Origin of the sequence: Rhodobacter calidifons, from assembly GCF_011174775.1 — a bacterium.
In the GTDB taxonomy this organism is placed as follows: Bacteria; Pseudomonadota; Alphaproteobacteria; order Rhodobacterales; family Rhodobacteraceae; genus Tabrizicola; species Tabrizicola calidifons.
Genome location: NZ_JAANHS010000001.1, coordinates 297,010 through 323,436, shown reverse-complemented (window position 1 = coordinate 323,436; position 26,427 = coordinate 297,010). Strand labels below are relative to the sequence as shown.

Sequence of the window (26,427 nt, the reverse complement as noted above, 5' to 3'; positions counted from 1 at the left end):
GCGGCGCATCCGGGGGCGGCTGGTCGAGATGCCGGAGGATGCCGGGCATGAAAACGGGCGCGCCGAGGCGCACCCTTGGGAGCCGGTCTGAAGTCCGACCTACAGATCAGGCAAGCGAGGGATCGATGCCCTTGCAGGCGGCGACGAGGCCCTTCACGGCATCGACGGACTTGTCGAACATGGCCTTTTCGGTGGCGTCGAGTTTCACCTCGACCACACGCTCGACCCCGTCCGCGCCGAGGATGACCGGGACGCCGACGTAAAGACCGTCGAGCCCGTAGGCGCCCTTCACATGGGCGGCGCAGGGCAGAAGGCGCTTCTGGTCCTTGAGGTAGGCTTCGGCCATTTCCACGGCCGAGGCGGCGGGGGCGTAGAAGGCCGAACCGGTTTTCAGGAGGCCAACGATTTCCGCCCCGCCGTCACGGGTGCGCTGGACGATGGCGTCGAGTTTCGCCTGCGTGGTCCAGCCCATTGCCACGAGGTCCGGCAGGGGGATGCCGCCGACGGTGGAGTAGCGGACGGACGGGACCATCGTGTCGCCGTGGCCGCCAAGGACGAAGGCGGTGACGTCCTTCATCGAGACGTTGAATTCCAGCGACAGGAAGTGGCGGAAGCGGGCAGAGTCGAGGACACCGGCCATGCCGACGACCTTGTTGTGCGGCAGGCCCGAAAACTCGCGCAGGGCCCAGACCATCGCGTCAAGCGGGTTGGTGATGCAGATCACGAAGGCATCGGGGCAGTTGGCCTTGATGCCCTCGCCCACCGCCTTCATCACCTTGAGGTTGATGCCGAGGAGGTCGTCACGCGACATGCCGGGCTTGCGGGGGACCCCGGCGGTCACGATGCAGACATCGGCGCCCTTGAGGTCGGCATAGGCATTGGTGCCGGTGAGGGAGGCGTCGAAGCCTTCGACCGGGCCGGACTGGGCGATGTCGAGCGCCTTGCCCTGCGGCGTGCCCTCGGCAATGTCGAACAGGACGACATCGCCCAGTTCCTTGAGCGCGACGAGATGCGCAAGCGTGCCGCCGATCTGACCGGCGCCGATGAGGGCGATCTTGGGTCTGGCCATGGGTGCCTCCTATGGGGTGAATCGGGGTTTGGGTAGCCGCTTATCGGGCGTGAGTCCAGCACTGGAATGGGGTTCGGTATACAATGGTATGCGAAATTTTGCGGCTTTCGGTCGCCGGGTGGAGGGGTTAGCGGTAACGCCAGCGGAGGGCGGCATGGCGGATATCTGGTTCTGGCTGGCGGCGGTGGTTGCGGCGGCGATGGTAGGGTTGGGCAAGGGTGGAATCCCGATCGTCGGCATGCTGGCGGTGCCGGTGATGGCGCTGGTGATGAACCCGATCGTCGCGGCGGGGATGCTGTTGCCGGTCTTCGTGGTGTCGGACGCCTTCGGGCTTTACGCCTATCGCCGGGAGTTCGACCGGCGGGTGCTGGCGATCGTGGTGCCGGGGGCGATCCTGGGCATCGGGATCGGCTGGGCGACGGCCTCGATGGTGTCGGAGGCGGCGGTGACGTTGCTGGTGGGCGTGATCGGGCTGGCCTTTGCGCTGAACCTGCTGCTGCGCCGTCCGGTCGGGGGCGCGCGGAAGCGGGCGGAGGTGGTGCCGGGCCTGTTCTGGGGCGGCGTGACGGGGTTCACGAGTTTCGTCAGCCACGCGGGCGCGCCGCCCTATCAGGTCTACACCCTGCCTTTGGGGATGCCGAAGGCGGTGTTTGCCGGGACCTCGACAATTGCCTTCGCGATCATCAATGCGGTGAAGCTGGTGCCCTATTACGCGCTGGGCCAGCTGAACCCCGGCAATCTGAAGATGGCGGCGGTGCTGGCGGTACCGGCGGTGGTTGCGGTGCTGGCGGGCGTGCGGCTGGTCCGGCGGATGCCGGAAAAGCTGTTCTTTCAGGCCGTGACCTGGGCGCTTTTGCTGATCTCGCTGAAGCTGATCCGGGACGGGGTTCTGGGCCTGATCTGACCCGGATCCTGCGGGATCGGCGCTGGCCGGGCTGTGTCCGGTCGTCGGGCATGCAATGCTGCCGGGGAGGGCCCGCCCCCCACCCTCTCCCTCCCCCACGGAGGGGGGAGGGAATCGAGATGCGCCGGGGCCCGGTCAGGAGTTTGCCGATGCTGCCCGATGCCGATGTGCTTTACGCCTTGCTTGCCGCCCGGGACGGGCGCCTTGCCGGGCAGGCGTTCGTCTGCGTCATGACGACCGGGATCTTCTGCCGGATGACCTGCCCGGCACGGACGCCGTTGCGGAAGAACGTGGCGTTCCGCGCGACGGTTGCGGAGTGCGAGGCGGCGGGTTTTCGCGCCTGCAAACGGTGCCGGCCTCAGGCGGGGTTGCCCCTGGCCGGGAGGTCTTCGGTCAGCGTCTCGTAGTCAGAGCCAGAGGCCATCAGGCACATCCGGCCGTCCGGCAAGGTCAGGGTGATCGACCAGGTGCCGGTGGCCTCGGCGGCAAAAAGCTCCATCACGGCGGCCTGACCGGCCAGCCCGACGGCGCGGCGGGTTTCGCCGTAGCGTTCGGCAAGCAGGGCAGTGACCCGTTCGCGCGTGTCGCAGTGCGGGGCGGAATGGGCGATCTGGCTGGCGGCAAGGACGGCGGCAAGGCCGAAGGAGAGGGCGAAGAGCTGCTGCGTCATGGGCGGGCCTTTCTGGGGTTCGGACTGCTGAAAGGCTGCCGGGGTCGGACTGACGCGCGGTTAACGGAGCGTTCCGGCGCTGCGGCGCCAAGGGTTTTCTGCGCTGCGGCAAATTTGGGCTTGCCGTTTGTGTCCGATCCGTGCTTTCAAGCGCAAGAATCTTGCGCAGAGGTGAGTCGTGATGCATCCCTATCGCTCTGTCCTGTATATTCCGGCCGCGCGCGAACGGGCGCTGGAGAAGGCGCGGGATCTGGCCGCCGATGCGATCATCTTCGATCTGGAGGACGCGGTGGCGCCCGAAGAGAAGCTTCGGGCGCGGGATCTTCTGGACGCGGTCCTGCGGCGGGCCGACTATGGCGCGCGGGCGCGGATCGTGCGGGTCAACGGGCTTGGGACCCCTTGGGTCGAGGGGGATCTGGCGGCCTTCGGCGCCCATCCGGGGGTGGATGCGGTGCTGCTGCCGAAGGTGAATGGTCCGGCCGACCTGGACGCGGTGGCGGGTCGGGTGCAGGCGCCTCTTTGGGCGATGATGGAGACGGCGAAGGGCTGCCTGAACGCGGGCGCGATTGCGGCGCATCCCCGGCTGGAGGGGATGGTGATGGGCACCAACGACCTGGCGAAGGAGCTGGGCGCGCGGCACCGCGCCGACCGGCTGCCGCTGCTGGCGGCGCTGGGGGCCTGCGTGCTGGCGGCGCGGGCGGAAGGGCGGGTGATCGTCGATGGGGTGTTCAACGCCTTCAAGGACGAGGCGGGCCTGCGGGCGGAATGCGAGCAGGGCCGCGACATGGGGTTCGACGGCAAGACGCTGATCCATCCCGCACAGCTGGACATCGCCAACGAGGTCTTTGCGCCCTCCGAGGAGGAGGTGGCCCTGGCCCGGCGGATGATCGCGGCCCATGCCGAGGCGCGGGCGCGGGGCGAGGGGGTGGCGGTGCTGGACGGGCGGATTGTCGAGAACCTGCATGTGGCCAGCGCCGAGGCGCTGATCGCCAGGGCCGAGGCGATCGCGGCGCAATCGATTGCGGCGGCGGCGGAATGACGGCAGTGTGGCGCCCGCAACCGATGGAGGGCAGCAATGACACTGATCGTTCTGGGACTGGCGCTGTGGTGGGGCGCGCATCTGTGGAAGCGGGTGGCCCCGGCGTCTCGGGCGCGGATGGGCGATCCGGGCAAGGGGCTGGTCGCGGTGCTGGTGCTGGCCGGCGTGGTGCTGATGGTCATCGGCTGGCGCGGCAGCGCCTGGCTGGGGATCGAGCCGGTGGAGACCGTCTTTGTCTGGGACCCGCCACGGTTCCTGGTGCATGTGAACAACCTGCTGATGCTGTTCGCCTTCTATCTGTATGCGGCCAGCGGCATGAAGACGCGGATCACCCGCGTCATCCGGCATCCGCAGTTGACGGCGGTGAAGACCTGGGCGCTGGCGCATCTTCTGGTGAACGGCGATCTGGCGGCGATCGTGCTGTTCGGCGGGCTGCTGGCCTGGGCGGTGGTCGAGGTGATCCTGATCAACCGGGCCGAGCCGCGCGGGCCGGTGCCGGAGCCTGCGCCGATGGGCAAGGAGATCGGGGCCGTCGTGGGCGCTGTCGTGGTGATGGGGGCGGTGATGCTGATCCACAACTGGCTGGGTGTGGCGCCCTGGGGCTGAGGTCGGACCGGGGGTTTCACACCCCCGGACCCCCGTGGGATATTTTTGGACAGATGAAAGACAATCCTGGTCGAATTGTCTGAGGTTTTGGGAAGATGAAGCTCTATCGGTTCCTGAGTGCGGATGACACGGCGGCCTTCTGTCACAAGGTGACGGCGGCCCTGAACAAGGGGTGGGAGCTGCATGGGTCGCCCGCTTACGCCTTCGATGCGGCCCACGGCGTGATGCGCTGCGGGCAGGCGGTGGTGAAGGAGGTGGCGGGAGACTATCACCCCGAACTGAAGCTGGGTGAGCTATGAAGACCAATCCGGGGCGTTTCTTCGAGGATTACCGGCTGGGCGAGGTGATCCGGCACGCGGTGCCCCGAACGGTGGGTCAGGGCGAGCGGGCGCTGTATCATGCGCTCTATCCGGCGCGGGGGGCCCTGTATTCCTCGGACGAGTTCGCGCGGGGGGTGGGGCTGAAGGCCAGCCCGCTGGACGATCTGGTGGCGTTTCACACGGTGTTCGGCAAGACGGTGCCGGATGTTTCGCTGAACGCGGTGGCGAACCTGGGCTATGCCGAAGGGCGCTGGCTGAAGCCGGTCTGGCCCGGGGATACGCTGCGGTCGGAGTCCGAGGTGATCGGGCTGAAGGAGACCTCCAGCGGCGCGACGGGGGTCGTCTGGGTGCGGACGAAGGGGTTGAACCAGCACGGGGACGTGGTGCTGGAATACGTGCGCTGGGTGATGGTGCGGAAGCGGCGGCGCGAGGTCGTGGTGCCGGTCGCGGTGCCGGAGCTGGCGCCGGTGGTGGACCCGGGGGCGCTGGTGGTGCCGGAGGGGCTGGACTTCAGCCGCTATGACTTTGACCTGGCGGGGGAGCCGCATCGCTGGGGGGATTACGCGGTAGGCGAGGTCATCGACCATGTCGATGCGGTGACGGTCGAGGAAGCCGAGCACATGCTGGCGACGCGGCTGTGGCAGAACACCTCGAAGGTGCATTTCGACGTGGGCCAGCGCGAGGACGGGCGGCGGCTGATCTATGGCGGGCATGTGATCAGCCTGGCGCGGGCCTTGTCGTTCAACGGGCTGGCCAATGCGCAGATGATCGTGGCGCTGAACGCAGGCGCCCATGCGAACCCCTGTTTTGCCGGGGATACGGTGCGGGCCTGGTCGGAGGTGCTGGACAAGGCCGAGACCCCGGTGCCCTCGGTTGGGGCCTTGCGGCTGCGGCTGGTGGCGACGAAGGGTGCGGCGGGAGCCTTGCGGGGGCCGGAGGGCAAGTATCTGCCCGAAGTGCTGCTGGACCTGGACTACTGGGCGCTGGTGCCGCGCTGAGTCGCGGAGCGGCGGCGCGCGGCGTTTCCTGTGATCACGGATTTTCTAGGCGTGATCACAAAGCGCAGAAATCGTGCTCCGCTAGCGGCAACATGCTGCAATCGCGGCATTCGCTGCGTGACACGGGCGAAATCCGCGCTATTCAGAAGAGTGATTGATAGCCAGGTGCTGCCCCGGGGGGGGCCGCGCCGCCAGACGTGAGGACCGACCATGGCAGACGTGAAGCAGGCCGCCCGCCCTTTGTCGCCGCATTTGCAGATCTATCGCTGGCAAGTGCCGATGCTGACCTCGATCCTGACGCGGATCACCGGGCACGCGCTGATCGCGGGCGTGGTGCTGGGGGTCTGGTGGCTGCTGGCGGCAGCTACATCGGACAGCTATTTCGCGGTGGCGAACGCGGTGGCGACGAGCTGGTTCGGCGATCTGGTGTTCAGCGGGTCCTTGTGGGCGGTGTGGTACCATTACCTGGCCGGGCTGCGGCATCTTTACTATGATGCGGGCCGGGGTCTCGACATTCCGACGGCGGAAAAGCTGGGCTGGGCCTGCATCATCGGGTCGGTCGTGCTGACTGTGATCACAATTCTTCTGGTGCAGTGAGGGAGGCCGCCATGCGCTATATCACCCCCCGCAAGCGGGCCGAGGGCCGGGGTGCTGCCCATTACGGGACCGAACATCACTGGTCGATGACGGTCTCTTCGGTCGGCCTCGCCTTCCTGGTGCCGGTCTGGCTGTATGTCTTCGGGCGCGCGCTGGGCCAAAGCCGGGAGGCGGTGGTCGCCACCTTCGGCAGCCCGTTCCCGGCGATCCTGACGGCGCTGCTGCTGGTCGTGGGGATGCGGCATTTCGCCATGGGGGCGACCACGATGATCGAGGATTATGCCAGGGGCTCGGCGCGGAAGATGCTGATCATCTTCGTGACCTGTCTTGCCTGGGTGATCGCCGCGACGGGGCTGTTCGCCCTGGCCCGCATGGCTCTGTAAGGATCTGATGATGACCGCCTATCCGTATGAGACGCATGAATATGACGTGGTCGTGGTGGGGGCCGGCGGGGCCGGTCTGCGCGCGACCCTGGGCATGGCCGAGCAGGGGCTGCGCACAGCCTGCGTAACGAAGGTGTTCCCGACCCGCAGCCATACGGTGGCGGCGCAGGGGGGGATTGCGGCGAGCCTTGGCAACATGGGGCCGGACCACTGGCAGTGGCACATGTACGACACCGTGAAGGGGTCGGACTGGCTGGGTGACACGGACGCGATGGAGTATCTGGCGCGCGAGGCCCCGAAGGCGGTTTACGAGCTGGAGCATTACGGGGTGCCCTTCAGCCGCACCGAAGAGGGCAAGATCTATCAGCGTCCCTTCGGCGGGCACACGACCGAGTTCGGCAACGGGCCTCCGGTGCAGCGGACCTGCGCGGCGGCGGACCGGACGGGGCATGCGATCTTGCATACTCTGTACGGGCAGAGCCTGAAGAACAACGCGGAGTTCTACATCGAGTATTTCGCCATCGACCTCATCATCACCGATGGGGCCTGCACCGGCGTCGTCGCGTGGAAGCTGGATGACGGCACGATCCATGTCTTCAACGCGAAGATGGTGGTGCTGGCGACCGGCGGCTACGGCCGGGCCTATTTCAGCGCGACCTCGGCGCATACCTGCACCGGGGATGGCGGCGGGATGGTGGCGCGGGCGGGGCTGCCCTTGCAGGACATGGAGTTCGTGCAGTTCCACCCGACGGGGATTTACGGCTCGGGGTGCCTCATCACCGAAGGCGCGCGCGGCGAGGGCGGCTATCTGACCAACAGCGAGGGCGAGCGGTTCATGGAACGCTATGCGCCGCATTACAAGGACCTGGCGCCGCGGGATTATGTGTCGCGTTGCATGACGATCGAGATCCGGGAAGGTCGGGGGGTGGGGCCGAACAAGGACCATATCCACCTGAACCTGTCGCACCTGCCGAAGGAATCGCTGGAACTGCGCCTGCCGGGGATCACCGAGAGCGCGCGCATCTTCGCGGGCGTGGACCTGCACAAGGAGCCGATCCCGGTGCTGCCCACGGTGCATTACAACATGGGCGGCATCCCCACGAACTATTGGGGCGAGGTGCTGAACCCCACGAAGGACAACCCGGATGCGGTGTTCCCGGGCCTGATGGCAGTGGGCGAGGCGGGCTGTGCATCCGTGCATGGCGCGAACCGGCTGGGGTCGAATTCCCTGATCGACCTGGTGGTGTTCGGTCGGGCGGCGGCGATCCGGGCGGGGCAGGTGGTGGACCGTTCCGCCAGCGTTCCGGCAACGAACAAGGCCGAGGTGGACAAGGCCCTGGCCCGGTTCGACGCGCTGCGCCATGCGAACGGGGCGGTGCCGACGGCCGAGCTGCGGCTGGAGATGCAGCGCACGATGCAGGCCGATGCGGCGGTGTTCCGGGCCGAGGAGACCCTGGCGGCGGGCGAGAAGAAGATGACGGCGATCGCGGGCAAGATGGACGACCTGCATGTCACGGACCGCAGCCTGATCTGGAACAGCGACCTGATGGAGACGCTGGAGCTGACCAACCTGATGCCGAACGCGCTGGCCACGATCTACGCGGCGCATGCCCGGACCGAAAGCCGCGGCGCCCATGCGCACGAGGACTATCCGGCCCGTGACGATGTCAACTGGCGCAAACATTCGCTGGCCTGGGTGGATGGCAACAAGGTGGTGCTTGACTACCGCCCGGTGCACGGGGACCCTCTGACCAGCGAGGCCGAGGGCGGCATCCCCCTGGCCAAGATCGCCCCGGCGGAAAGGAAGTTCTGATGCGCCTGCTCCGGCGTCTGTTGGGATCGAAGGATGACGGAGCGGAATTCCGGTCGGAAGACTATTGGCGCGCGCGATACAATCAGGGTGGCACTTCGGGAGCGGGATCCTACGGACGTCTTGCGGAACACAAGGCGCAGGTGATCAATGGTCTTGTCGAGGAGCTTGACGTGCGTTCGGTCGTCGAGTTCGGCAGCGGCGATGGCAACCAGTGTTCCCTGTTGCGCTGCCCGCGCTATCTGGGCGTTGACGTGAGCCCGACCGCGGTCGCCGCCTGCGCGCTACGGTTCCGGGACCGCCCCGACTGGTCCTTCATGACGCTGGAGGAGTTCAGGGCCGCGCCGCGTCAGGCCGATCTCGCGCTGTCGCTGGATGTGATCTACCACCTGACCGAGGACGAGGTGTTCGAGGATTACATGCAGCGGCTGTTCGCGGCGGCGACGCGCCTGGTCCTGATCTACATTTCGGATGATGCCATGCCCAGCAAGGCCCGGCATGTGCGCCACCGGCGCTATTCCGACTGGGTGGCCGCCCACGCGCCGGAGTTCGGCCTGCTGCGCAGCTATGAGCAACCCTATCCGATGCGACGGGGCAGCGACCCGCGGCAGACTTCGTTCGCGCATTTCAAGCTCTTCGGCCGGACCCGGCCGGAGCCGAAGGAGGGCAGGTCGTGATCGTTGCCAACCTGGCCACCTATCCGCCACGACGGGATGGAATGCTGGACGTCGTCCGTGCCCTTGCGCCGCAGGTCGATCGGATGAACGTGGTGCTGAACGAATACACGGAGATTCCGGCCGAGCTTGCCGCATTCGCCAATGTCCATCCGGTGATCCCGGACGAGAACACGATGGATGTGGGCAAGTTCTATGTCGAGCCGACACCGGACGACATCGTCTTCTATGTCGATGACGACATCTATCCCACAAACGACTTTGTGGCGACGACGGTTGATCGCTTTCACGCGCTGGGTCCAGGCCGGTGGCTTGGTGGCTATCATGGTTCGATCTATGTGAAGCCGTCTATCCGGCAGCCATTGCGCCTGTTGCGTTTTTCGCGTCGCAGGATCGCGGGCTATCGCCGCGTGTTTTCTCTGGATCAGATGCTTGAAAGCGCTGTCGTCGTTGACCAGCTGGGAACAGGGTGTGCGATCATCCTTGGCGCCGATGCCCCGCCCTATTCCTACATGCGCGACAGCCGGAAGTTCGTTGACGTGCGGCTGGCGCGCTGGTGTCATGAGCAGGGGATAACACCTGTCTGCCTGCCGCGTCAGCGCGATTGGATAGGGACGGGCAGATATGGTCGGGCGTCTATTCACAGGACATTCACGATGCGAAACCCCGCGCATGTCGCCGAGGAAATATGGACTTATGCCTTCAAGGTTCCCGGACGCGGAGCTCCACCCCCGAGGATATCGGAATGAGATTCGCAATCATGAATTCCGGGCATCGGCACCTTGCGTTTGTTGTCGGCGCCGCAGCCCTTCTCTCCCTTGCCGCCTGCGACCCGGCGGAACTGGTGCAGGACACGCTGAAGCGCACGGCGCATACGGTGGTGTTCCCGGTGGTGAACATCGACATGCCGGCGGAACCGGCGCGGAGGGCGACGAAATGCATCCTGGATGCCGCCAGCGAGGACGAATTGCGCCTGCTGGCCCGCGACGTGGGGGTGGAGGCCGGCACCTCGACCAAGGCCACGATCAGGACGATCGCGCTTCGCCCGGCGGCGCAGGCCTGCTATGCCGCCAATGGCGTTCCTCCGATCCGGTGATGCGATGAAACGACTGTTGCCCGCCGCCCTGCTTTCCCTGACCGCCTGCGGTCCGATCCCGCTGGCCGAGGCCGAACGGCAGTGTTTCGAACGCGCCCGCCTGGCCCAGCAGCCGCGGGGCGAGGTCTCGGTCGGTGCCACCTCCGCGGGCCGGGCGACGGCGGGGCTGGAGGTGAATGTCAGTTCCGACTTCCTGCTTGGCCGCGACCCCGCTGCCGTCTACGAGAGCTGCGTGATGGCCAAGGCGGGTGAACCGCCGAGCCGACCCCTTTATGCAAGACCAGACTGGAAAGGTTGATCCATGGTCCAGCTTACCCTGCCGAAGAATTCGAAGATCCGTACCGGGAAGACATGGCCCAAGCCGGAAGGCGCGAAGAACCTGCGCAAGTTCCAGATCTACCGCTGGAACCCGGACGACGGCGAAAACCCGCGGGTCGATACCTATTTCGTCGATATGGACACCTGCGGCCCGATGGTTCTGGACGCGCTGATCAAGATCAAGACCGAGATCGACCCGACGCTGACCTTCCGGCGGTCCTGCCGGGAAGGCATCTGCGGATCCTGCGCGATGAACATCGACGGGATCAACACCCTGGCCTGCATCTACGGCCTCGATGAGATCAAGGGGGACGTGAAGATCTACCCGCTGCCGCATATGGCGGTCATCAAGGACCTGATCCCGGACCTGACGCATTTCTACGCCCAGCACGCCAGCATCATGCCCTGGCTGGAAACGAAGACCAACCGCCCGGCCAAGGAGTGGCGGCAGTCGATCGAGGACCGGCAGAAGCTGGATGGCCTCTACGAATGCGTGATGTGCGCGTCGTGCTCGACCTCCTGCCCGAGCTACTGGTGGAACTCGGACCGCTATCTGGGGCCGGCGGCGCTCTTGCATGCCTATCGCTGGATCATTGACTCACGGGACGAGGCGACGGGGGAACGGCTGGACGCGCTGGAGGATCCGTTCAAGCTGTATCGCTGCCACACGATCATGAACTGCGCCAAGACCTGTCCCAAGGGGCTGAACCCGGCGAAGGCGATCGCCGAGATCAAGAAGATGATGGTCGAGCGGGTGGTGTAGCCCTTGCCGATCCTGCTGCTGGTTCTGGGGGTCGGGGTTTACCTGTTCCTCTGGCACCAGTGGCGGACGACGACGCTGACGCGCGACTGCCGCTGGCGGCTGGACCGGCGCGTGGCGCCGGACTTCTGGCGCTGCGCGGTCTGCGGGGCCGAGGCGCTGGGGGCAGAGCCGAGGGAGTGTCTGCGGGCGCGGCGGTAGGACTGGTTTCCACTTTCCCTGCAAGAGGTGACGGCGCCTCCGGGTCAGGAATAGCGTTCCACCGTCGCGGCCATGTGGTCGTCGTAGCGGTCGCCCCAGGCCCAGCCGATGGGCAGGAGGCGGTCGATTTCCTGGCGGTCGTCGTCGGTCAGGTCGATCTCGGGGGCCATGGCCCAGGCGCGCAGGTGATCGGCCGTGCGGGTGCCGGGGATAGGGATGATGTGGGGCGCGCGGTCGAGAAGCCAGGCCAGGGCAAGCGCGGCGGGGGTGAAGCCGCGTTGCCGCGCGAAGGCGTGGAAGGCGTGGAGCCGTGCCTTGTTGTGCGGCCAGTTTTCGGGCGCAAAGCGGGGGATGCGGCTGCGGAATTCGTTCGGGGCGAAGCTGGCGGGGTCGGCCATGGGCGTTCCGAAGGCGCCGCGGGCGAGGGGGGAGAAGGGGACGAAGGCCACTCCCAACTGCGCGCAACGCTGGATCAGGCCAAGTTCCGGCGTGCGGGTCCAGAGCGAGTATTCGCTTTGCACAGCCATCACCGGATGGACGGCGTGGCAGCGTTCCAGCGTATAGGGGCCGACTTCCGACAGGCCGTAGCCGAGGATTTTCCCTTCCGCGTGCAGGCGTTGCATGGTGCCTGCAAGGTCCTCGGCCGGGATCCGGGGGTCGTGGCGGTGGGCGTAGAAGAGGGTGACGTGGTCCAGGCCGAGGCGTTTCAGCGAGCCTTCAAGTTCGGCGCGCAGGTGTTCGGGCCGGTTGTCGATGCGGCGGGCGGGGTCGTCGGTGAAGGCGGCCTTGGTGGCGATGTGCGGGCGGTGGCCGGAGCGTTTCAGCCAGGTGCCGATGACGGTCTCGGAGACGCCCTTGCTATAGCCGTTGGCGGTGTCGAGGAAGGTGATCCCGGCCTCCCAGGCGGCGTCGAGGGTGCGCAGGGATTCGGCCTCGGTCGTAGGGCCGAACATGCCGCCGAAGGACAGGCAGCCAAGGCCGAGGGCGGAAACGTCGGGGCCGGAGCGGCCGAGTTTGCGGGTTCTCATGGCGTAACATAATGCAGGCCCTGAAACCGGGCGCGCAGCGCCTTGGTGCGGGGGGCGAGGGTTTCGGGGGCGTTGGAGCGCAGGGCTTCGGCGATGAGGCTGGCCAGCGCGGGGGCGTCGGCGGGGGTGACGCCGCGGCGGACGAGTTCCGGCGTGCCGAGGCGCAGGCCGTTCAGGTCGCCCGGCACGTCGGGGAGGGGCAGGCCGATGCCGCAGGCGAGGAAGCCGGCTTTCCTGAGGGTTTTCGAGGCGGCCTGGCCGCCGCCATAGGGGGCGGCCTCGATGGCGAACTGGTGCGAGGTGGTGGCGCCCCGGTCGGCGGCGAAGACGGGGAGGCCGAGTTGGGTGAGTTCGCGGGCGAGGGCCTTTGCGAGCTCCACCATGGCCGTGGCATAGGCTACGCCGTGGTCGCGCCAGTCGAGGAGGGTATAGGCCAGCGCCGCCGATTTCGCGGCGTCGAAGTTGGCGGTGAGGCCGGGGAAGGCGATGGCGTCGAGGCGTTCGGCGATGGTGGCATCGTTGGTGACGATCAGGCCTCCGGCAGGGCCGCCGAGGCTCTTGTAGGTGGACATGGTCATCAGATGCGCGCCTTCGGTGAGCGGGTTGGCCCAGACGCCCCCGGCGATGATGCCGCATTGATGGGCGGCGTCGAACAGGACCTTGGCGCCCACCTGATCGGCGATCTTGCGGACCTCGGCCACCGGGTGGGGGAACAGGTTCAGGCTGCCGCCGATGGTGATGACCTTCGGACGGACGGCGTGGGCGAGGTCGTGGAGGGCCGAAAGATCAAGCGTGTAGCCGTCGGCGTCGATGGGGGCGGGGTGGGTGGTCAGCCCGTAAAGCCCCGCGCAACCGGCGGCGTGATGGGTGACGTGGCCGCCGATGCTGGCAGGGGGCGCGATGATACTGTCGCCCGGTCTGGCCAGCGCCATGAAGCCGTAGAGGTTGGCCAGCGCGCCGGAGCCGACGCGGATTTCGGCGAAACGCGCCTGGAAGATCTCGGCGGCAAGTTCGGCGGCGATGACCTCGATCTCCTCGATCGCCTCAAGCCCCATTTCATACTTGTCGCCGGGGTAGCCCAGCGAGGGGCGGGAGCCGAGGCCGGAGGCCAGCGCGACCTCGGCCCGCGGGTTCATCACATTGGTCGCGGGGTTGAGGTTGAAGCAGTCCTGATCGTGGATTTCGCGATTGCGGGCGATAAGCGCGTCGAGGCGGGCGGCAACCTGGGCAGAGGGTTTCGCGGCCTCGGCGGCAAGGCGTTGGACATGGGTCTCGGTCGGGACCCAGGGGCGGGGGGCGAGGTGGGGCATGACGGACTCCGATCAGGTCGGCAGAGGAAAGCCGCCCGGCGCGGCAGATGCAAGCGCGGGATGCGGTCAGTCGGTGACGGTGGGCAGGCCACGGCCAAGCCAGCCGGGACCGGCGGAAGAGCCGAGCATGCCTTCGGAGACGTCGAGGACATTGGTGAAACCGGCCCTGGTCAGGGCGCGTGCCAGGCGGGCGGACCGGCCGCCGGTGGCGCAGATCAGGGCGATGGGGCGGTTGCGGTCGCCGTTTGCAAGCATCGAAAGCCGGTCGAGGAAATCGCGGCTGCGCAGGTCAAGCCGGTGCGCGCCCTGCGGGCTGCCGGTCGCGGCCCATTCGTCGGGCTGGCGGATGTCGATCAGCAGAAGATCGCCTGCCCTGGTACGCCGAAAGGCGGTTTCGGCGTCAAGCGTTGACCCGACCATTGCCGGTTGCAGCAAAGCATACCCTGACCCGGTAGCGAGGAGCGCGACGGGCAGGAAAAGCACCAGACGGCGACGGGTCATGCGGCGCACCTTGTCTTGGCAAGCAGAGATGGAAGCCGCCTTGCGCGGCGCAAGGGGTCAGGCAAAGGCCGCCTCCAGCGCGATTTCCACCATCGCGCCGAAGCTGCGTTCGCGCTGGTCGGCGGGCAGGGCCTCTCCGGTCGTGATGTGGTCGGAGACGGTGAGGACGGCAAGCGCCCGTGCGCCGTGGCGGGCGGCGACCATATACAGTTCGGCCGCCTCCATCTCGACCCCCAGGCAGCCGTGGCGGAGGAGTTGTTCCGACAGGTCGGGGCGTTCGTCGTAGAAGGTATCCGAGGAATAGATCCCGCCGACATGGACGGGTGTGCCGCGGGCCATGGCGGCGGCGTAAGCCTTGGAAAGCAGGTGGAAATCGGCGCAGGGGGCGAAGTTCAGTTCCTTCAAGATCGTCCGGGAGGGCGAGCCGACAGTCGAGCAGGTCTGGGCAAGGATCACGTCTCGGACCTTGACATGTTCGGGCAGGGCCCCGGCCGAGCCGATGCGGATCAGGGTTTTGGCCCCGTAGTCGCGGATCAGTTCGTTGGCATAGATCGACAGCGAGGGCATCCCCATGCCGGACCCGTGGATGGTGACGCGGTGGCCGTTCCAGGTGCCGGTATAGCCCAGCATCCCGCGCACCTCGTTCACCAGAACCGCGTCCTTGAGGAAGGTCTGCGCGGCCCAGCGGGCACGGTAGGGGTCGCCGGGCAGCAGCACGGTTTCGGCAATCTCGCCCGGCCTGGCGCCGATGTGGAAGGTCATCTGTCCCTCATTCCTGGTCGGTTGCGCAGCAACGCATTGCCTAGGGGTCAACTGTTTCGACTGCGTGTCGCGCGCACCCTGCCCGATCAACAGGCCAGGCCGCAAGCCGGTAGGGAGAGATGGCGCACCGGATGGCACGAAAAGCCGACTGAAGATCGTCAGCCATCGTGGCGCCGCCCGAAGCGCGCGGAGGCGCGGGTTCGGCGCCCTATTCCGCCGCGACCGGCGCGGGGTCGGCGAGCGCCACCAGATCCAGCATGATCCGGTTCAGCTGGAAGTCCTTGGGCGTATAGACCTGCGCCACGCCCATCGCCTTCAGCCTCTGCGCGTCGTCGTCGGGAATGATGCCGCCGACAACAAGGGGTTGGGTCAGGCCGTGCTGGCGCATCAGGTCGAGCGTTTCGCGGATCAGGGGCAGGTGGCTGCCGGACAGGATGGACAGGCCAATCACATCGGGCTGTTTCTCGGCGGCGGCAGTGACGATTTCCTGCGGGGTCAGGCGGATGCCGTCATAGGTGATCTCGATCCCGCAGTCGCGGGCGCGGGCGGCGATCTGTTCGGCGCCGTTTGAATGGCCGTCGAGGCCGGGTTTGCCGAGGAGGAGCCGCACCGGGCGGCCGAGTTTGGTGGCCACGGCGGCGACGGCGTCGCGGACGGGTTCAAGGCCCTCGGTGCGGTTGGACGGGTTCCGGCTGACGCCGGTGGGCGCGCGGTATTCGCCGTAAAGCGCGCGCATCGCCCCGCCCCATTCGCCGGTGGTGACGCCCGCCCTGGCGCAGAGGATCGAGGCAGGCATGATGTTTTCGCCGGCCTGGGCGGCCTGGCGGAGGGCGGCGAGGGCTTCGGCGACCTTCTGCGGGTCGCGGGCCTCGCGCCAGGCGGCAAGGCGGGCGCATTGGTCGGCCTCGGCCTGCGGGTCGGCCTGCATGATCGCGCCTTCGCCGGTGGCGAGGGGGGAGGGTTCGGTCGTGGTGAAGCGGTTGACACCGACCACGGTGGTCGCGCCGGATTCGATCCGGGCAAGACGTTCGGCATTGGCCTCGACCAGGCGGCCCTTCATGTAGGCGATGGCGGCGACGGCCCCGCCCATCGCGTCGATATGGGCGAGTTCTTCCAGAGCCCCGGCCTTCAGTTCGTTGACCTTGCGCTCGATGGCGGGGTTGCCGTCGAAGAGGTCGTCATATTCCAGCAGGTCGGTCTCGTAGGCCAGGATCTGCTGCATGCGCAGCGACCATTGCTGATCCCAGGGGCGGGGCAGGCCCAGCGCCTCGTTCCAGGCGGGCAGCTGGACGGCGCGGGCGCGGGCGTTCTTCGAAAGCGTGACGGCCAGCATCTCGATCAGGATGCGGTAGACGTTGTTTTCCGGCTGCTGTTCGGTCAGGCCGAGAGAGTTCACCTGCACCCCATAGCGGAAGCGGCGGAACTTCGGGTCGGCGATGCCGTAGCGGGTTTCGAGCAGTTCATCCCAGAGCGCGGTGAAGGCGCGCATCTTGCACAGCTCGGTCACGAAGCGGATGCCGGCATTGACAAAAAACGACATTCTGCCCGCCATTGCAGGGAAATCTGCGGCAGGAACTTTCACTTTCAGATCATCTAGGACCGCACAGGCGGTGGCGAGCGCGAAGGCCAGTTCCTGTTCCGGCGTGGCCCCGGCCTCTTGCAGGTGGTAGGAGCAGACGTTCATCGGGTTCCACTTCGGCAGGTGTCTGCCGGTGTAGGCCGCGACATCGGTGATGAGGCGGAGCGAGGGCTCGGGCGGCAGGATGTAGGTGCCGCGGGAGAGGTATTCCTTGATGATGTCGTTCTGCACCGTGCCCTGGAGTCTGGACACGTCCGCGCCCTGTTCCTCGGCCACGGCGATGTAGAGCGCCAGAAGCCAGGGGGCGGTGGCGTTGATCGTCATCGAGGTGTTCATCTGTTCGAGCGGGATGTCCGCGAACAGGGTGCGCATGTCGCCGAGATGGGCGACGGGGACGCCGACCTTGCCGACCTCGCCGCGCGCGCGCGGGTCGTCGCTGTCGTAGCCGGTCTGGGTCGGCAGGTCGAAGGCGACCGACAGGCCGGTCTGACCCTTGGCCAGATTGGTGCGATACAGCGCATTCGACGCCGCGGCGGTGGAATGGCCGGCATAGGTGCGGAAGAGCCAGGGTTTTTCAGCGGTCATCGGAGCCTCGCGAGTCGCGGCGGTAATTTTATTGCGTTAGGGATGGCATACGGGAAAGATCATGCCAATGTCAATCGCTGCGCTGCGGCGATGCCGCTTGTGCGCCTTCGGCGTCTCGTCGCGGGACGGGGCCGGGGCGCGACGAAGTCATCGACGCGGGGGGCGGTTTGGGGCAGGCTTTGCCGATGTTCGGCACGGTGGCGGTTCCGGTCTGGTTGCTTGTCCTGATCCTGGGGTTCGCCGCGATCAGCTTTGCCACGCATTTCCTGTTTCCATCCGTGCGCTGGTTCTTCCGGCGGCGGGCCGAGAAGGCGCTGTCGCAGCTGAACGCGCGGCTGGACCGCAAGATCGACCTGTTCAAGCTGGCCCGGCGGTCGGACATGGTGGCGCGGCTGGCCTATGACCAGAAGGTGGTCGAGGCCGCAATGGCCCATGCGGCCGAGACGGGCGTGCCGGGGGAAGTCGCCTTCGAGGAGGCCCGGCGCTATGCCCGCGAGATCGTGCCGGGGTTTTCCGCGACGGTCTACTTCGGCTTTGGCACTCGGGCGGCGAAATGGCTGAGCCGGCTCTTGTATCGCGTGCGGGTCGGCAAGGTGGATCAGGCGCTGGCGCATCTGGACCCGAAGGCCACGGTGATCTTCGTGATGAACCATCGCAGCAACATGGACTATGTGCTGGTGACATGGCTGGTCGCGGACCGATCGGCCGTCAGCTATGCGGTGGGCGAATGGGCGCGGGTCTGGCCCCTGTCGGCGCTGATCCGTTCGATGGGGGCCTATTTCATCCGGCGGGGTAGCCGGAACGCTTTGTATCGCCGCGTGCTGGCGCGCTATGTGCAGATGGCGACCGAGGAGGGGACGACGCAGGCGATCTTCCCCGAAGGCGGGCTGAGCCTGGATGGGCGGGTGGGGCCGGCAAAGCTGGGTCTGCTGAGCTATATCGTGGAGGGCTGGGAGCCGGGGGACCGCGATGTGGTCTTTGTCCCGGTGGGCCTGGCCTATGACCGGGTTCTGGAGGACCGGGTGCTGGTCGAGGCTGCGCAGTCGGAGACGCGGCGGTTCCGCAACCGGCCGCTCTGGGTCGCCTGGCACGCGATCGGGTTCCTGTGGGCGCGGTTCCGGGGCCGGACGAAGGGGTTCGGGACGGCCGCAGCGGCGTTCGGCGCGCCGGTCAGCCTGCGTGAGCATCTGGCGGGCGGCGGGACCGTCGATACGCTGGGTGCGCGGCTGATGGCGGCGGTCGCTGTGGTGGTGCCGGTCCTGCCGGTGCCTCTGGTGGCGAAGGCGCTGGGCGAGGGGGCGGCCAGCCGAGAAGAGTTGGCGGCGCGCGTGGAACGCCTGATCGCGGCCTTGCAGGCGCGGGGTGCGGTCCTGAAGCTGCCGCCACACGGGATCGGCGCGATCCTCGATGAGGGGCTGGTGCCGCTGATCCGCCGGGGGATCGTGAGTGACGCCTTGCAGCCCGTGGCCTCTGAGCGTGCCTTGCTGGCATTCTACGCGGAATCGGTGCCGGCAACCGATCTTTCTGCGACGCCGCAGACATAAAATTTCAATATCGGTCATTCAGACTATTGCAAAGTTGCGCGGAGAAAGTTTATCTGCTGCCGAGGGCGCAGCGATTCTGCGGCGCGGCATAAGGTTGGAGGCTATGTTGGCTTTGGATACGCAAAACGCCCAGGTGATCTACGACGCGCCGAAGAAGGACCTGTACGAGCTGGGCGAAATGCCGCCGCTGGGGCATGTCCCGAAGCAGATGTATGCCTGGGCGATCCGGCGCGACCGGCACGGCCCCCCGGAACAGGCCATGCAGCAGGAGGTGGTGGACACCTGGACCATCGACAGCCACGAGGTCCTGGTCCTGGTGATGGCGGCGGGCGTCAACTACAACGGGGTCTGGGCGGGGCTGGGCCAGCCGATCAGCCCGTTCGACGGGCACAAGCAGCCCTATCACATCGCGGGGTCGGATGCCTCGGGCATCGTCTGGGCGGTGGGAGACAAGGTCAAGCGCTGGAAGGTCGGCGATGAGGTGGTGATCCACTGCAACCAGGACGACGGCGACGACGAGGAATGCAACGGTGGCGACCCGATGTTCAGCCCCAGCCAGCGGATCTGGGGCTACGAGACGCCGGACGGCAGCTTCGCCCAGTTCACCCGGGTGCAGGCCCAGCAGCTGATGCCGCGCCCGAAGCATCTGACCTGGGAGGAATCGGCCTGCTACACCCTGACGCTGGCCACCGCCTACCGGATGCTCTTCGGGCATGAGCCGCATGACCTGAAGCCGGGGCAGAACGTGCTGGTCTGGGGGGCGTCGGGGGGCCTGGGTTCCTATGCGATCCAGCTGATCAACACCGCCGGTGCCAATGCGATCGGGGTCATCAGCGACGAATCGAAGCGCGATTTCGTGCTGGGCCTGGGCGCAAAGGGTGTCATCAATCGCAACGAGTTCAAATGCTGGGGGCAGCTGCCCAAGGTCAACAGCCCCGAATACAACGAGTGGCTGAAGGAGGCGCGGCGCTTCGGCAAGGCGATCTGGGACATCACCGGCAAGGGCGTGAACGTCGACATGGTGTTCGAGCATCCGGGCGAGGCGACCTTCCCGGTCTCGAGCCTGGTCTGCAAGAAGGGCGGCATGGTGGTGATCTGCGCAGGCACCACCGGCTTCAACTGCACCTTCGACGTGCGCTACATGTGGATGCACCAGAAGCGCCTGCAAGGCAGCCACTTCGCGCATCTGAAGCAGGCGTCCTCGGCCAACAAGCTGATGATCGAGCGCAGGCTGGACCCCTGCATGTCCGAGGTCTTCCCCTGGGCCGACATCCCCAAGGCGCATACGCTGATGTGGAAGAACCAGCACAAGCCGGGCAACATGGCGGTGCTGGTGCAGGCGCCGCGGACCGGCCTGCGCACCTTCGAGGACACGCTTGAGGCGAGCAGAAACCGCTAGACGCAACCCCAGACAACGAATTCACCCATCGGCCGGATTTCTGTGCTTAAGTGAGTCGCCGCGACCTCTGGCGCCTGTCGAGGGTGCCGGGGGCCGTGGCAGCACAGCTTTCGGGCGAGGGACGGAATGCGCCACGACTGGGTTTTCGACGTTCTGTCGGATCTGCTTGCCTTTGCAACCCGGAACGACCTTCCGCGCCTGGCCGCCCGGGTGGCCGAGGCGCTTGAGGAGGCCAGGGTCGAGATCGCGGAATCGCAGGACGGACAGGATGATGCGCCGCACGCCCCGCCGTCCGGTCGGCAGATGCATTGACGGCTTACGCTTGCCGGTCCTGACGGCTATGGTCCGACCATGCAGGCGCCCGCTCTGACCTTTTCCGACGACCAGGCCGAGGCCTATGATCGCCTCGCGGCCGCTTTCCTGGGGGCCGGGATCGACCTTGCCGAAGGGGCTCTGACCCCGATGGCCGAGGGGCGAAGCTCGGTGCTGGCGGTGCTCGGCAAGGCGGGATCGGGCAAGACCATGCTGCTGGCCGAGCTTTTCCAGGGTCTGAAGGCCGCAGGCGTCGAGGTGATCAGCGGCGATTACGAGGGACGCCGGCGCAAGGACCGCCGGACGCTGGCGATCCTGGCCCCCACGAACAAGGCGGCCAGCGTGTTGCGCCTGCGCGGGGTGCCGGCGACGACGATCCACCGGATTCTCTATACCCCGGTCTATGACCCGGAATACGAGAAGATCGCCGAATGGCTGGCGGGAACGGGGTCGCGCCCCTCGGTCGAGGGGCTGACCGATCTGGCGCTGGACCGGGCGCATGCGTTCTACAGCCAGGTCGCCAGCATTCCGGGCGCGCTGGCAGCGGCGGGGCTGAAGGGATCGGACTTCATCAAGGGCTGGAAACGGCGGGAAGAGCCGCTGGATGTGGGCCTGGTCGATGAATCCTCGATGCTGGACGAGCGCCAGTTCGAGGATCTGCACGAGATCTTCCCGACGCTGGTGCTGTTCGGGGATCCCGCACAGCTGGCCCCGGTCGGCCAGTCCGGTCAGATGGTGTTCGACCGGCTGAGCGAGGGCCGCAAGCTGATCCTGCACCGCATCCACCGGCAGGCAGAGGACAATCCGATCCTGGACCTCGCCCATGCGCTGGGCGACGACCGGCTGGGGTTTCAGGATTTCGAGGCGCTGGTGCAGGAAAAGGCGCGGGCCGATGACCGGGTGGTCTGGGCCGAAAGGGTCGAGGCGGGGTTGATGGCGCGCTCGCCGGTCCTGGTCTGGCGCAACGCGACGCGGGTGCGGCTGATCCAGGCCTTCCGGGCGGCCTATGGCGCGCCGGAGGACGCCCTGCTGCCGGGCGAGCCTCTGATCTGCGACGGGATCGAACTGCCGCTGAAGCACCGGAAAAAGCGCATCGACCTGGAGGCCCGCGGCCTGATCAAGGGTGCGCAGGTGATCTACCTGGGCGAGGGCAACCGCGACGGGTTCGCGCGGCTGCATGTGGTGGGGGCAGAGGAGCCGCAGGTCAGCGCGGCCTCGATCATCAAGATCGAGAAGCCGGACGAGGAAGAGCCCTTCATCCCGCATGCCGCGCGGATGGGGGCGGCCTTCCTGCACGGCGCGGCGGTGACGATCCACAAGGCGCAGGGCTCGCAATGGGAGGAGGTGCAGGTCTTTGCCCCCGATCTTTATGCCGCGGCGCAATCGGGGCGGTCCGAGGCCGGGGTGCCGCTGTGGAAGCGGCTGGCCTATGTCGCGATCACCCGGGCGCAGACACGCCTGCGCTGGGTGGTGCGGAACCGGCTGGCGCGGCCGGAGGTTCCCCTGTCGATCGAGGATCTGAAGCGCCAGCCCTCGCCCCTGGCGCTGGGCGGGACTTCCCCTTCCGCTGCGGGCGATCTAGGGTAGCGCAGGAGAAGGGAGGCCGCGATGGCTTTGGTTTTCGTCCAGTTCCGCTGCACGCCGGGCATGACCTACGAGGTCGCCGATGCGATCTGGGATCGCGAGGTGGTCAGCGAGATGTATTCGACCAGCGGCGACTACGACCTGATCGCCAAGGTCTATATCCCCGAAGATCAGGACGTGGGCCATTACCTGTCGTCGAAGCTGTTCGACATTCCGGGCATCCAGCGGACGCTGACCACGATGACGTTCAAGGCGTTCTGAGCCCGCCGGGAGGTTTACCGTCAGACAAAAGGGCTGTCGGGGTCAGAGCCAGGCGTCGCGTCCGGTGCCGACGGCCAGCGAGACCCTGGCATAGCCGTCGCGGGCCAGAAGCGCGTCAAGGCCGGTGGCGATCTGCGGCACGATCGAGATCCCCCGATAGACCATCGCGCTGTAAAGCTGCACCGCCGAGGCCCCGGCGCGGATCTTCTGGTAGGCCTCTTCGGCCGAACCCACGCCGCCGACCCCGATCAGGGGCAGGATCCCCCGCGTCAGATGCGACAGTCGGGCCAATAGCCTTGTGGACTTTTCGAACAATGGCGCCCCGGAAAGTCCCCCAGCCTGGTCCCGATTTGCAGATTTCAAACCTTCGCGGGACAGCGTGGTGTTCGTGGCGATGATGCCCGACACCCGCGCCAGAAGCGCAACTTCGACGATGTCCTCCAGCTCTCCGGGCGACAGGTCGGGCGCGATCTTCAGAAAGACCGGGATCGGCCGCGCCAGGGCCAGCCGCGCCTCCATCACGCGGGTCAGGAGGTCGGCCAAGAGCGTCCGGCTCTGAAGGTTGCGCAGGCCCTCGGTGTTGGGCGAGCTGACATTCACCGTGGCGAAATCGACATGCGGGCCGCAATGGGCCAGCACGGCGGCGAAATCGGCGGCGCGGTTGTCCGACGTCTTGTTGGCCCCGAGGTTCAGCCCGACCGGCACCATCCCGCGCGGGCGCGCGGCCAGGCGGGCGCCGATGGCCTGCATGCCCTGGTTGTTGAAGCCGAAGCGGTTGATCACCGCGCGGTCCTCGGTCAGCCGGAACAGGCGCGGACGGTCGTTGCCGGCCTGCGGCAGGGGCGTCGCGGCCCCGACTTCCAGAAAGCCGAAGCCCGCCCGCGACAGCGGACCGATGGCCTGGGCATTCTTGTCGTAGCCGGCGGCAAGCCCGACCGGGTTCAGCAGCGGCATCCCCGCCAGGGTCAGGTGCAGCCGCGGCAGATCGACCGGGCCGGGCAGGGGCACAAGGCCCGCGCGCAAGGCCCGAAGCGACAGGCCATGCGCCCGTTCCGGGTCCATCCGGTGCAGAATGGCCAGGCCCAGCCGCTCGATACGGCTCACCACAACCCCTCGGGGAAGATGTGGCCGGTGGCCCCCAGCGGCAGCGACTTGTCCCAGACCACCTCTTCGATCCGCAGCGGCCGGTAGAGATGCGGGAACAGCTGCCCGTTGCGCGCGGGTTCCCATTTCAGCTCGGCCCCCAGCCGGTCCGGGTCGAAGGCCACCAGCACCAGATCGCTTTCCGTGGCGAACCATCGGGCGGCCGTTTCGACCACCTGGGCAGGCGTCGAGAAATGGATGTAGCCATCGGCCAGATCGACCGGCGCGCCGCGGGTTTCCCCGGCCGCGCGGAAGGCATCCCATTCGGAGCGACGGAAGATCTTGAGGATCAGCATGGCGCGCTTTTGCCCGTGACCGGGCGCAAGGTCAATCCGCCACCGGCTGTCACGCGGGTGTTGCAGTCGCTTGTCACGTCAGGACAACCGGACTTTGACACTCGCCTGCGGGCGAGTCAGCCTGTTCTGTTCAACCAACACGGGAGCCTTCCATGCGCATGCTTCTGCTTTCCAGCGCCACCCTTGCCCTGACGGCAGAGCTGGCCCGGGCGGATTACACGCTCCACGTCCTTCACATCAACGACCTGCACAGCCGGATCGAGGCGATCAACGCCTTCGACAGCACCTGTTCGGCCGAGGATGCGGCCGAGAACAAGTGCTTTGGCGGTATCGCCCGCGTCGCGGCCAAGATCAGCGAGCTGCGCGACCGGATCCGGGCCGAGGGCGGCAATGTCATCGTGCTGGACGCGGGCGACCAGTTCCAGGGCAGCCTCTATTACACTACCTACAAGGGCGAGGTGGTGGCCGAGTTCATGAACCGGATCGGCTTCGATGCGATGGCCCTGGGCAACCACGAATTCGACGACGGGCCGGAAGGTCTAGCCGGGTTCCTTGACAAGGCGACGTTCCCGGTGATCAGCGGCAACACCGACGTCAGCCGGTCGAATTTCCTGGGCGGGCGGGTTGCGAACCATGTCGTGCTGGAGGTCGGCGGCGAGAAGATCGGCATCGTCTCGGCCCTGGCGACGGACACGGTGGACACCTCGTCGCCGGGGCCGTCGGTCCTCTTTCAGGACGAGATCGACAGCCTGAGCGCCGATGCCGCCGCGCTGGAGGCGGAAGGCGTGACGAAGATCCTTGCGCTGACCCATGTCGGCCTGCCGAAGGACCTGGAGATCGCGGCCGCCGTGCCCGGGATCGACGCGGTTGTCGGCGGGCACAGCCACAGTCTCTTGTCGGCGACGGATCCCAGGCGGGCCGGGGCCTATCCGACCTGGGTCACCCGCGGCGAGGGCGATCTGGTGCCGGTGGTGCAGGCCTATGCCTATTCGAAATATGTCGGCCACCTGATCCTGACCTTCGACGATGCGGGCCGGCTGGAGTTTGCCGAGGGCGACACGATCCTGCTGGACGCCAGCGTCGCGCCGGACCCCGAGATCGAGGCGCGGGTCAAGGAACTGGGCGGGCCGATCGAAGCGCTGAAGAACAAGGTCGTTGCCGAAGCCGCCGCCGGGATCGACGGCAGCCGCGAAAGCTGCCGCGCGGTGGAATGCCCGATGGGCAACCTGATCGTTGAGGCGATGCTGGATCGGGTCCGGGGCCAGGGCGTGACCATCGCCTTGCAGAACGGCGGCGGGGTGCGCGCCTCGATCGACGCCGGGCCGGTGACGATGGGCGAGGTGCTGACGGTGCTGCCGTTCCAGAACACGCTTTCGACCTTCGAAGTGACGGGGGCAACGCTGCTGGCCGCGCTGGAGAACGGGGTCAGCAAGGTGGAAGAGGGCGCGGGCCGGTTCCTTCAGGTGGCCGGGCTGAAATACAGCTTCGATCCCAAGGCTCCGGCCGGCGCACGCGTGTCCGACGTCATGGTGATGGACGCGGACGGAGCCTGGGGGCCCATCGACCCGGCGGCGGTCTACAAGGTGGTGTCGAACAACTATGTCCGGGGCGGCGGCGACGGGTTCCGGATGTTCGTCGATGCAGCCAATGCCTATGACTTCGGGCCCGATCTGGCCGATGTGCTGGCCGAATACATGGCCAGGACCGGCCCGGTGTCGCCGATGACGGACGGGCGGATCACGGTGAAGCCCTAGGCCGGCCCCCGGGACGGGCGGGCGGGGGCGTTCGCCGGGGCGCCCTGCCCGGCCCCAGATTGCGGCGCCCGCCGTCATGGCCCGGCTTTTGCCCGTCAGGCCGCAGCGGCCGGGCGGCTTGCATCGCGGCCGGATCGGGCTAGGCTTCGGGCGCATGTGCGGGCGGTTCACAATCACCCATCCGAACGCGGCGCTGGCGGCGCTGTTCGACGCCGTGCCGGGCAATGATCTGCCGGTCACGCCGAACTTCAACGTCTGCCCGACGAATAGCGTCGCGGTGGTGACGTCCGAGGGCGGGGTGCGGCGGCTGCGGGCGATGCGCTGGGGCTTCATCCCGGCCTGGTACAAGGCGCCGAACGACGGGCCGCTGATCATCAACGCGCGGTCCGACACTGTGGCGGCGAAACCCGCCTTCAAGGCCGCGATCCGCGAGCGGCGCTGCATCGTCCCGGCCTCGGGCTTCTACGAATGGAGCGCGGGCGAGGGCAAGGCCCGGCTGCCCTGGTATTTCACCCGTGCGGATGGCCAGCCGATGGCGCTGGCGGGCGTCTGGCAGCGGTGGCGCGACCTGGATACCGTCGCCATCGTCTCGACCGAGGCAGGTCCGGGCATGGCCGGCATCCACCACCGCGAGCCGGTGATCCTGGAGCGGGCGGACTGGCCGCTCTGGCTGGGCGAGGCGGGGCACGGTGCGGCGACCCTGATGCGACCGGTGGCGGAGGGGGTGCTGAACCGGCCCTGGCGCGTGGGGGTCGAGGTCAACTCGAACCGGGCCTCGGGCGCGGGGCTGATCGTCCCGGTCGCGGCGTGAAGCGCGCCCGGCGAGGTGCTGTCCGACCTTCGGCGCGGGTGTTGTGTGATGGAAATATCCTGGGTCGTCAGTCCCGGATCTGTCGGCGGGCGAAGGTGGCGCGGGCAGCATCC

31 protein-coding genes are annotated in these 26,427 nt (G+C 67.3%); 22 read left to right on the top strand and 9 right to left on the bottom strand.

Translation table 11 applies throughout. The features are described 5' to 3' along the window. Positions 1 to 106 precede the first annotated feature (106 nt). On the bottom strand, positions 107 to 1,069 hold the full coding sequence (gene mdh / locus G8O29_RS01640) for a malate dehydrogenase (protein WP_166401482.1): 963 nt from the start codon (positions 1,067 to 1,069) through the stop codon (positions 107 to 109). A 154-nt stretch (positions 1,070 to 1,223) separates the two neighbouring features. Between mdh and G8O29_RS01635 the strand changes: the two genes are divergently transcribed. Together G8O29_RS01635 and G8O29_RS01630 are read left to right on the top strand one after the other, a co-directional pair. After that, positions 1,224 to 1,973 carry a sulfite exporter TauE/SafE family protein gene (locus G8O29_RS01635; RefSeq protein WP_166401481.1) on the top strand — a complete coding sequence of 250 codons (750 nt, stop codon included), beginning with the start codon at positions 1,224 to 1,226 and terminating at the stop codon, positions 1,971 to 1,973. A 50-nt stretch (positions 1,974 to 2,023) separates the two neighbouring features. Then, positions 2,024 to 2,380 carry an Ada metal-binding domain-containing protein gene (locus G8O29_RS01630; protein WP_367890114.1) on the top strand — a complete coding sequence of 119 codons (357 nt, stop codon included), beginning with the start codon at positions 2,024 to 2,026 and terminating at the stop codon, positions 2,378 to 2,380. Here the strand turns inward: G8O29_RS01630 and G8O29_RS01625 are convergent. Continuing rightward, positions 2,332 to 2,643, bottom strand: coding sequence for a hypothetical protein (locus G8O29_RS01625; protein ID WP_166401479.1), 312 nt, complete (start codon positions 2,641 to 2,643; stop codon positions 2,332 to 2,334). The genes G8O29_RS01630 and G8O29_RS01625 overlap by 49 nt on opposite strands. A 181-nt stretch (positions 2,644 to 2,824) precedes the next feature. On the opposite strand from G8O29_RS01625, the gene G8O29_RS01620 reads away from it, so the two are divergent. The 13 genes from G8O29_RS01620 to G8O29_RS01560 all read left to right on the top strand — a co-directional run bounded on the left by G8O29_RS01620 (position 2,825) and on the right by G8O29_RS01560 (position 11,445). Continuing rightward, the gene (locus G8O29_RS01620; RefSeq protein ID WP_207623605.1) at positions 2,825 to 3,682 is read left to right on the top strand and encodes an HpcH/HpaI aldolase/citrate lyase family protein; all 858 of its coding nucleotides are present in this window, start codon (positions 2,825 to 2,827) and stop codon (positions 3,680 to 3,682) included. 36 nt (positions 3,683 to 3,718) lie between these two features. Next, positions 3,719 to 4,288: an NnrU family protein gene (locus tag G8O29_RS01615; protein ID WP_166401477.1), complete on the top strand. Its 570-nt coding sequence runs from the start codon at positions 3,719 to 3,721 to the stop codon at positions 4,286 to 4,288. Between the two features lie 95 nt (positions 4,289 to 4,383). Beyond that, positions 4,384 to 4,587, top strand: coding sequence for a DUF1737 domain-containing protein (locus G8O29_RS01610; RefSeq protein ID WP_166401476.1), 204 nt, complete (start codon positions 4,384 to 4,386; stop codon positions 4,585 to 4,587). Then, positions 4,584 to 5,606, top strand: a complete 1,023-nt coding sequence (locus G8O29_RS01605) for a MaoC family dehydratase (protein WP_166401475.1) — start codon at positions 4,584 to 4,586, stop codon at positions 5,604 to 5,606. Before G8O29_RS01610 ends, G8O29_RS01605 begins: the two co-directional genes overlap by 4 nt. A gap of 210 nt (positions 5,607 to 5,816) precedes the next feature. Then, positions 5,817 to 6,203, top strand: coding sequence for a succinate dehydrogenase, cytochrome b556 subunit (gene sdhC / locus G8O29_RS01600; protein ID WP_166401474.1), 387 nt, complete (start codon positions 5,817 to 5,819; stop codon positions 6,201 to 6,203). Between the two features lie 11 nt (positions 6,204 to 6,214). Next, positions 6,215 to 6,586, top strand: a complete 372-nt coding sequence (gene sdhD, locus G8O29_RS01595) for a succinate dehydrogenase, hydrophobic membrane anchor protein (protein WP_166401473.1) — start codon at positions 6,215 to 6,217, stop codon at positions 6,584 to 6,586. 10 nt (positions 6,587 to 6,596) lie between these two features. Then, positions 6,597 to 8,399, top strand: a complete 1,803-nt coding sequence (sdhA, locus tag G8O29_RS01590; protein ID WP_166401472.1) for a succinate dehydrogenase flavoprotein subunit — start codon at positions 6,597 to 6,599, stop codon at positions 8,397 to 8,399. Continuing rightward, positions 8,399 to 9,073, top strand: coding sequence for a class I SAM-dependent methyltransferase (locus G8O29_RS01585; protein WP_166401471.1), 675 nt, complete (start codon positions 8,399 to 8,401; stop codon positions 9,071 to 9,073). Before sdhA ends, G8O29_RS01585 begins: the two co-directional genes overlap by 1 nt. Further along, positions 9,070 to 9,819 (top strand): hypothetical protein, encoded by a 750-nt coding sequence (locus tag G8O29_RS01580; protein ID WP_166401470.1) that lies wholly within the window; start codon positions 9,070 to 9,072, stop codon positions 9,817 to 9,819. Before G8O29_RS01585 ends, G8O29_RS01580 begins: the two co-directional genes overlap by 4 nt. Beyond that, positions 9,816 to 10,166 (top strand): hypothetical protein, encoded by a 351-nt coding sequence (locus G8O29_RS01575; protein WP_166401469.1) that lies wholly within the window; start codon positions 9,816 to 9,818, stop codon positions 10,164 to 10,166. The genes G8O29_RS01580 and G8O29_RS01575 overlap by 4 nt, the downstream gene beginning before the upstream one ends. 4 nt (positions 10,167 to 10,170) lie before the next feature. Further along, the gene (locus G8O29_RS01570) at positions 10,171 to 10,464 is read left to right on the top strand and encodes a hypothetical protein (protein ID WP_166401468.1); all 294 of its coding nucleotides are present in this window, start codon (positions 10,171 to 10,173) and stop codon (positions 10,462 to 10,464) included. A 3-nt stretch (positions 10,465 to 10,467) separates the two neighbouring features. Further along, positions 10,468 to 11,247, top strand: coding sequence for a succinate dehydrogenase iron-sulfur subunit (locus G8O29_RS01565; protein WP_166401467.1), 780 nt, complete (start codon positions 10,468 to 10,470; stop codon positions 11,245 to 11,247). A 3-nt stretch (positions 11,248 to 11,250) separates the two neighbouring features. Then, positions 11,251 to 11,445 carry a hypothetical protein gene (locus G8O29_RS01560; protein WP_166401466.1) on the top strand — a complete coding sequence of 65 codons (195 nt, stop codon included), beginning with the start codon at positions 11,251 to 11,253 and terminating at the stop codon, positions 11,443 to 11,445. A gap of 44 nt (positions 11,446 to 11,489) precedes the next feature. On the opposite strand, the gene G8O29_RS01555 is transcribed toward G8O29_RS01560, so the two are convergent. The 5 genes from G8O29_RS01555 to G8O29_RS01535 all read right to left on the bottom strand — a co-directional run bounded on the left by G8O29_RS01555 (position 11,490) and on the right by G8O29_RS01535 (position 17,210). Further along, entirely contained in the window at positions 11,490 to 12,473 is a 984-nt protein-coding gene (locus tag G8O29_RS01555) for an aldo/keto reductase (RefSeq protein ID WP_166401465.1), read from the bottom strand. Further along, positions 12,470 to 13,783 (bottom strand): serine hydroxymethyltransferase, encoded by a 1,314-nt coding sequence (glyA, locus tag G8O29_RS01550; RefSeq protein WP_166401464.1) that lies wholly within the window; start codon positions 13,781 to 13,783, stop codon positions 12,470 to 12,472. The genes G8O29_RS01555 and glyA overlap by 4 nt, the downstream gene beginning before the upstream one ends. A 66-nt stretch (positions 13,784 to 13,849) precedes the next feature. Further along, complete coding sequence (locus tag G8O29_RS01545) at positions 13,850 to 14,284, bottom strand: rhodanese-like domain-containing protein (protein ID WP_166401463.1); 435 nt, start codon at positions 14,282 to 14,284, stop codon at positions 13,850 to 13,852. A 57-nt stretch (positions 14,285 to 14,341) separates the two neighbouring features. Further along, the gene (gene deoD / locus G8O29_RS01540) at positions 14,342 to 15,046 is read right to left on the bottom strand and encodes a purine-nucleoside phosphorylase (RefSeq protein ID WP_166401462.1); all 705 of its coding nucleotides are present in this window, start codon (positions 15,044 to 15,046) and stop codon (positions 14,342 to 14,344) included. A 208-nt stretch (positions 15,047 to 15,254) separates the two neighbouring features. Then, the gene (locus G8O29_RS01535; protein WP_166401461.1) at positions 15,255 to 17,210 is read right to left on the bottom strand and encodes a methylmalonyl-CoA mutase family protein; all 1,956 of its coding nucleotides are present in this window, start codon (positions 17,208 to 17,210) and stop codon (positions 15,255 to 15,257) included. Positions 17,211 to 17,395: 185 nt separating this feature from the next. On the opposite strand from G8O29_RS01535, the gene G8O29_RS01530 reads away from it, so the two are divergent. The 5 genes from G8O29_RS01530 (at position 17,396) to G8O29_RS01510 (ending at position 22,310) form a co-directional block, all read left to right on the top strand. Further along, on the top strand, positions 17,396 to 18,754 hold the full coding sequence (locus G8O29_RS01530) for a 1-acyl-sn-glycerol-3-phosphate acyltransferase (protein ID WP_166401460.1): 1,359 nt from the start codon (positions 17,396 to 17,398) through the stop codon (positions 18,752 to 18,754). A 106-nt stretch (positions 18,755 to 18,860) separates the two neighbouring features. Then, entirely contained in the window at positions 18,861 to 20,153 is a 1,293-nt protein-coding gene (gene ccrA / locus G8O29_RS01525; protein ID WP_166401459.1) for a crotonyl-CoA carboxylase/reductase, read from the top strand. A 126-nt stretch (positions 20,154 to 20,279) separates the two neighbouring features. Then, a complete protein-coding gene (locus G8O29_RS01520) occupies positions 20,280 to 20,465 on the top strand; it encodes a hypothetical protein (protein WP_166401185.1) in 186 nt (61 codons plus the stop codon). 39 nt (positions 20,466 to 20,504) lie between these two features. Then, positions 20,505 to 22,052: an ATP-dependent DNA helicase gene (locus G8O29_RS01515; protein ID WP_166401458.1), complete on the top strand. Its 1,548-nt coding sequence runs from the start codon at positions 20,505 to 20,507 to the stop codon at positions 22,050 to 22,052. Positions 22,053 to 22,073: 21 nt separating this feature from the next. Next, the gene (locus G8O29_RS01510) at positions 22,074 to 22,310 is read left to right on the top strand and encodes an Lrp/AsnC ligand binding domain-containing protein (protein ID WP_166401457.1); all 237 of its coding nucleotides are present in this window, start codon (positions 22,074 to 22,076) and stop codon (positions 22,308 to 22,310) included. Between the two features lie 42 nt (positions 22,311 to 22,352). On the opposite strand, the gene G8O29_RS01505 is transcribed toward G8O29_RS01510, so the two are convergent. Both G8O29_RS01505 and G8O29_RS01500 read right to left on the bottom strand, forming a co-directional pair. Next, positions 22,353 to 23,414, bottom strand: a complete 1,062-nt coding sequence (locus tag G8O29_RS01505; protein ID WP_166401456.1) for a quinone-dependent dihydroorotate dehydrogenase — start codon at positions 23,412 to 23,414, stop codon at positions 22,353 to 22,355. After that, positions 23,411 to 23,749, bottom strand: a complete 339-nt coding sequence (locus G8O29_RS01500; protein WP_166401455.1) for a DUF952 domain-containing protein — start codon at positions 23,747 to 23,749, stop codon at positions 23,411 to 23,413. The genes G8O29_RS01505 and G8O29_RS01500 overlap by 4 nt, the downstream gene beginning before the upstream one ends. Positions 23,750 to 23,901: 152 nt before the next feature. Between G8O29_RS01500 and G8O29_RS01495 the strand changes: the two genes are divergently transcribed. Continuing rightward, positions 23,902 to 25,503 carry a bifunctional metallophosphatase/5'-nucleotidase gene (locus G8O29_RS01495; RefSeq protein WP_166401454.1) on the top strand — a complete coding sequence of 534 codons (1,602 nt, stop codon included), beginning with the start codon at positions 23,902 to 23,904 and terminating at the stop codon, positions 25,501 to 25,503. 154 nt (positions 25,504 to 25,657) lie between these two features. Beyond that, the gene (locus G8O29_RS01490) at positions 25,658 to 26,314 is read left to right on the top strand and encodes an SOS response-associated peptidase (protein ID WP_166401453.1); all 657 of its coding nucleotides are present in this window, start codon (positions 25,658 to 25,660) and stop codon (positions 26,312 to 26,314) included. The last annotated feature ends 113 nt before the right edge of the window (positions 26,315 to 26,427 follow it).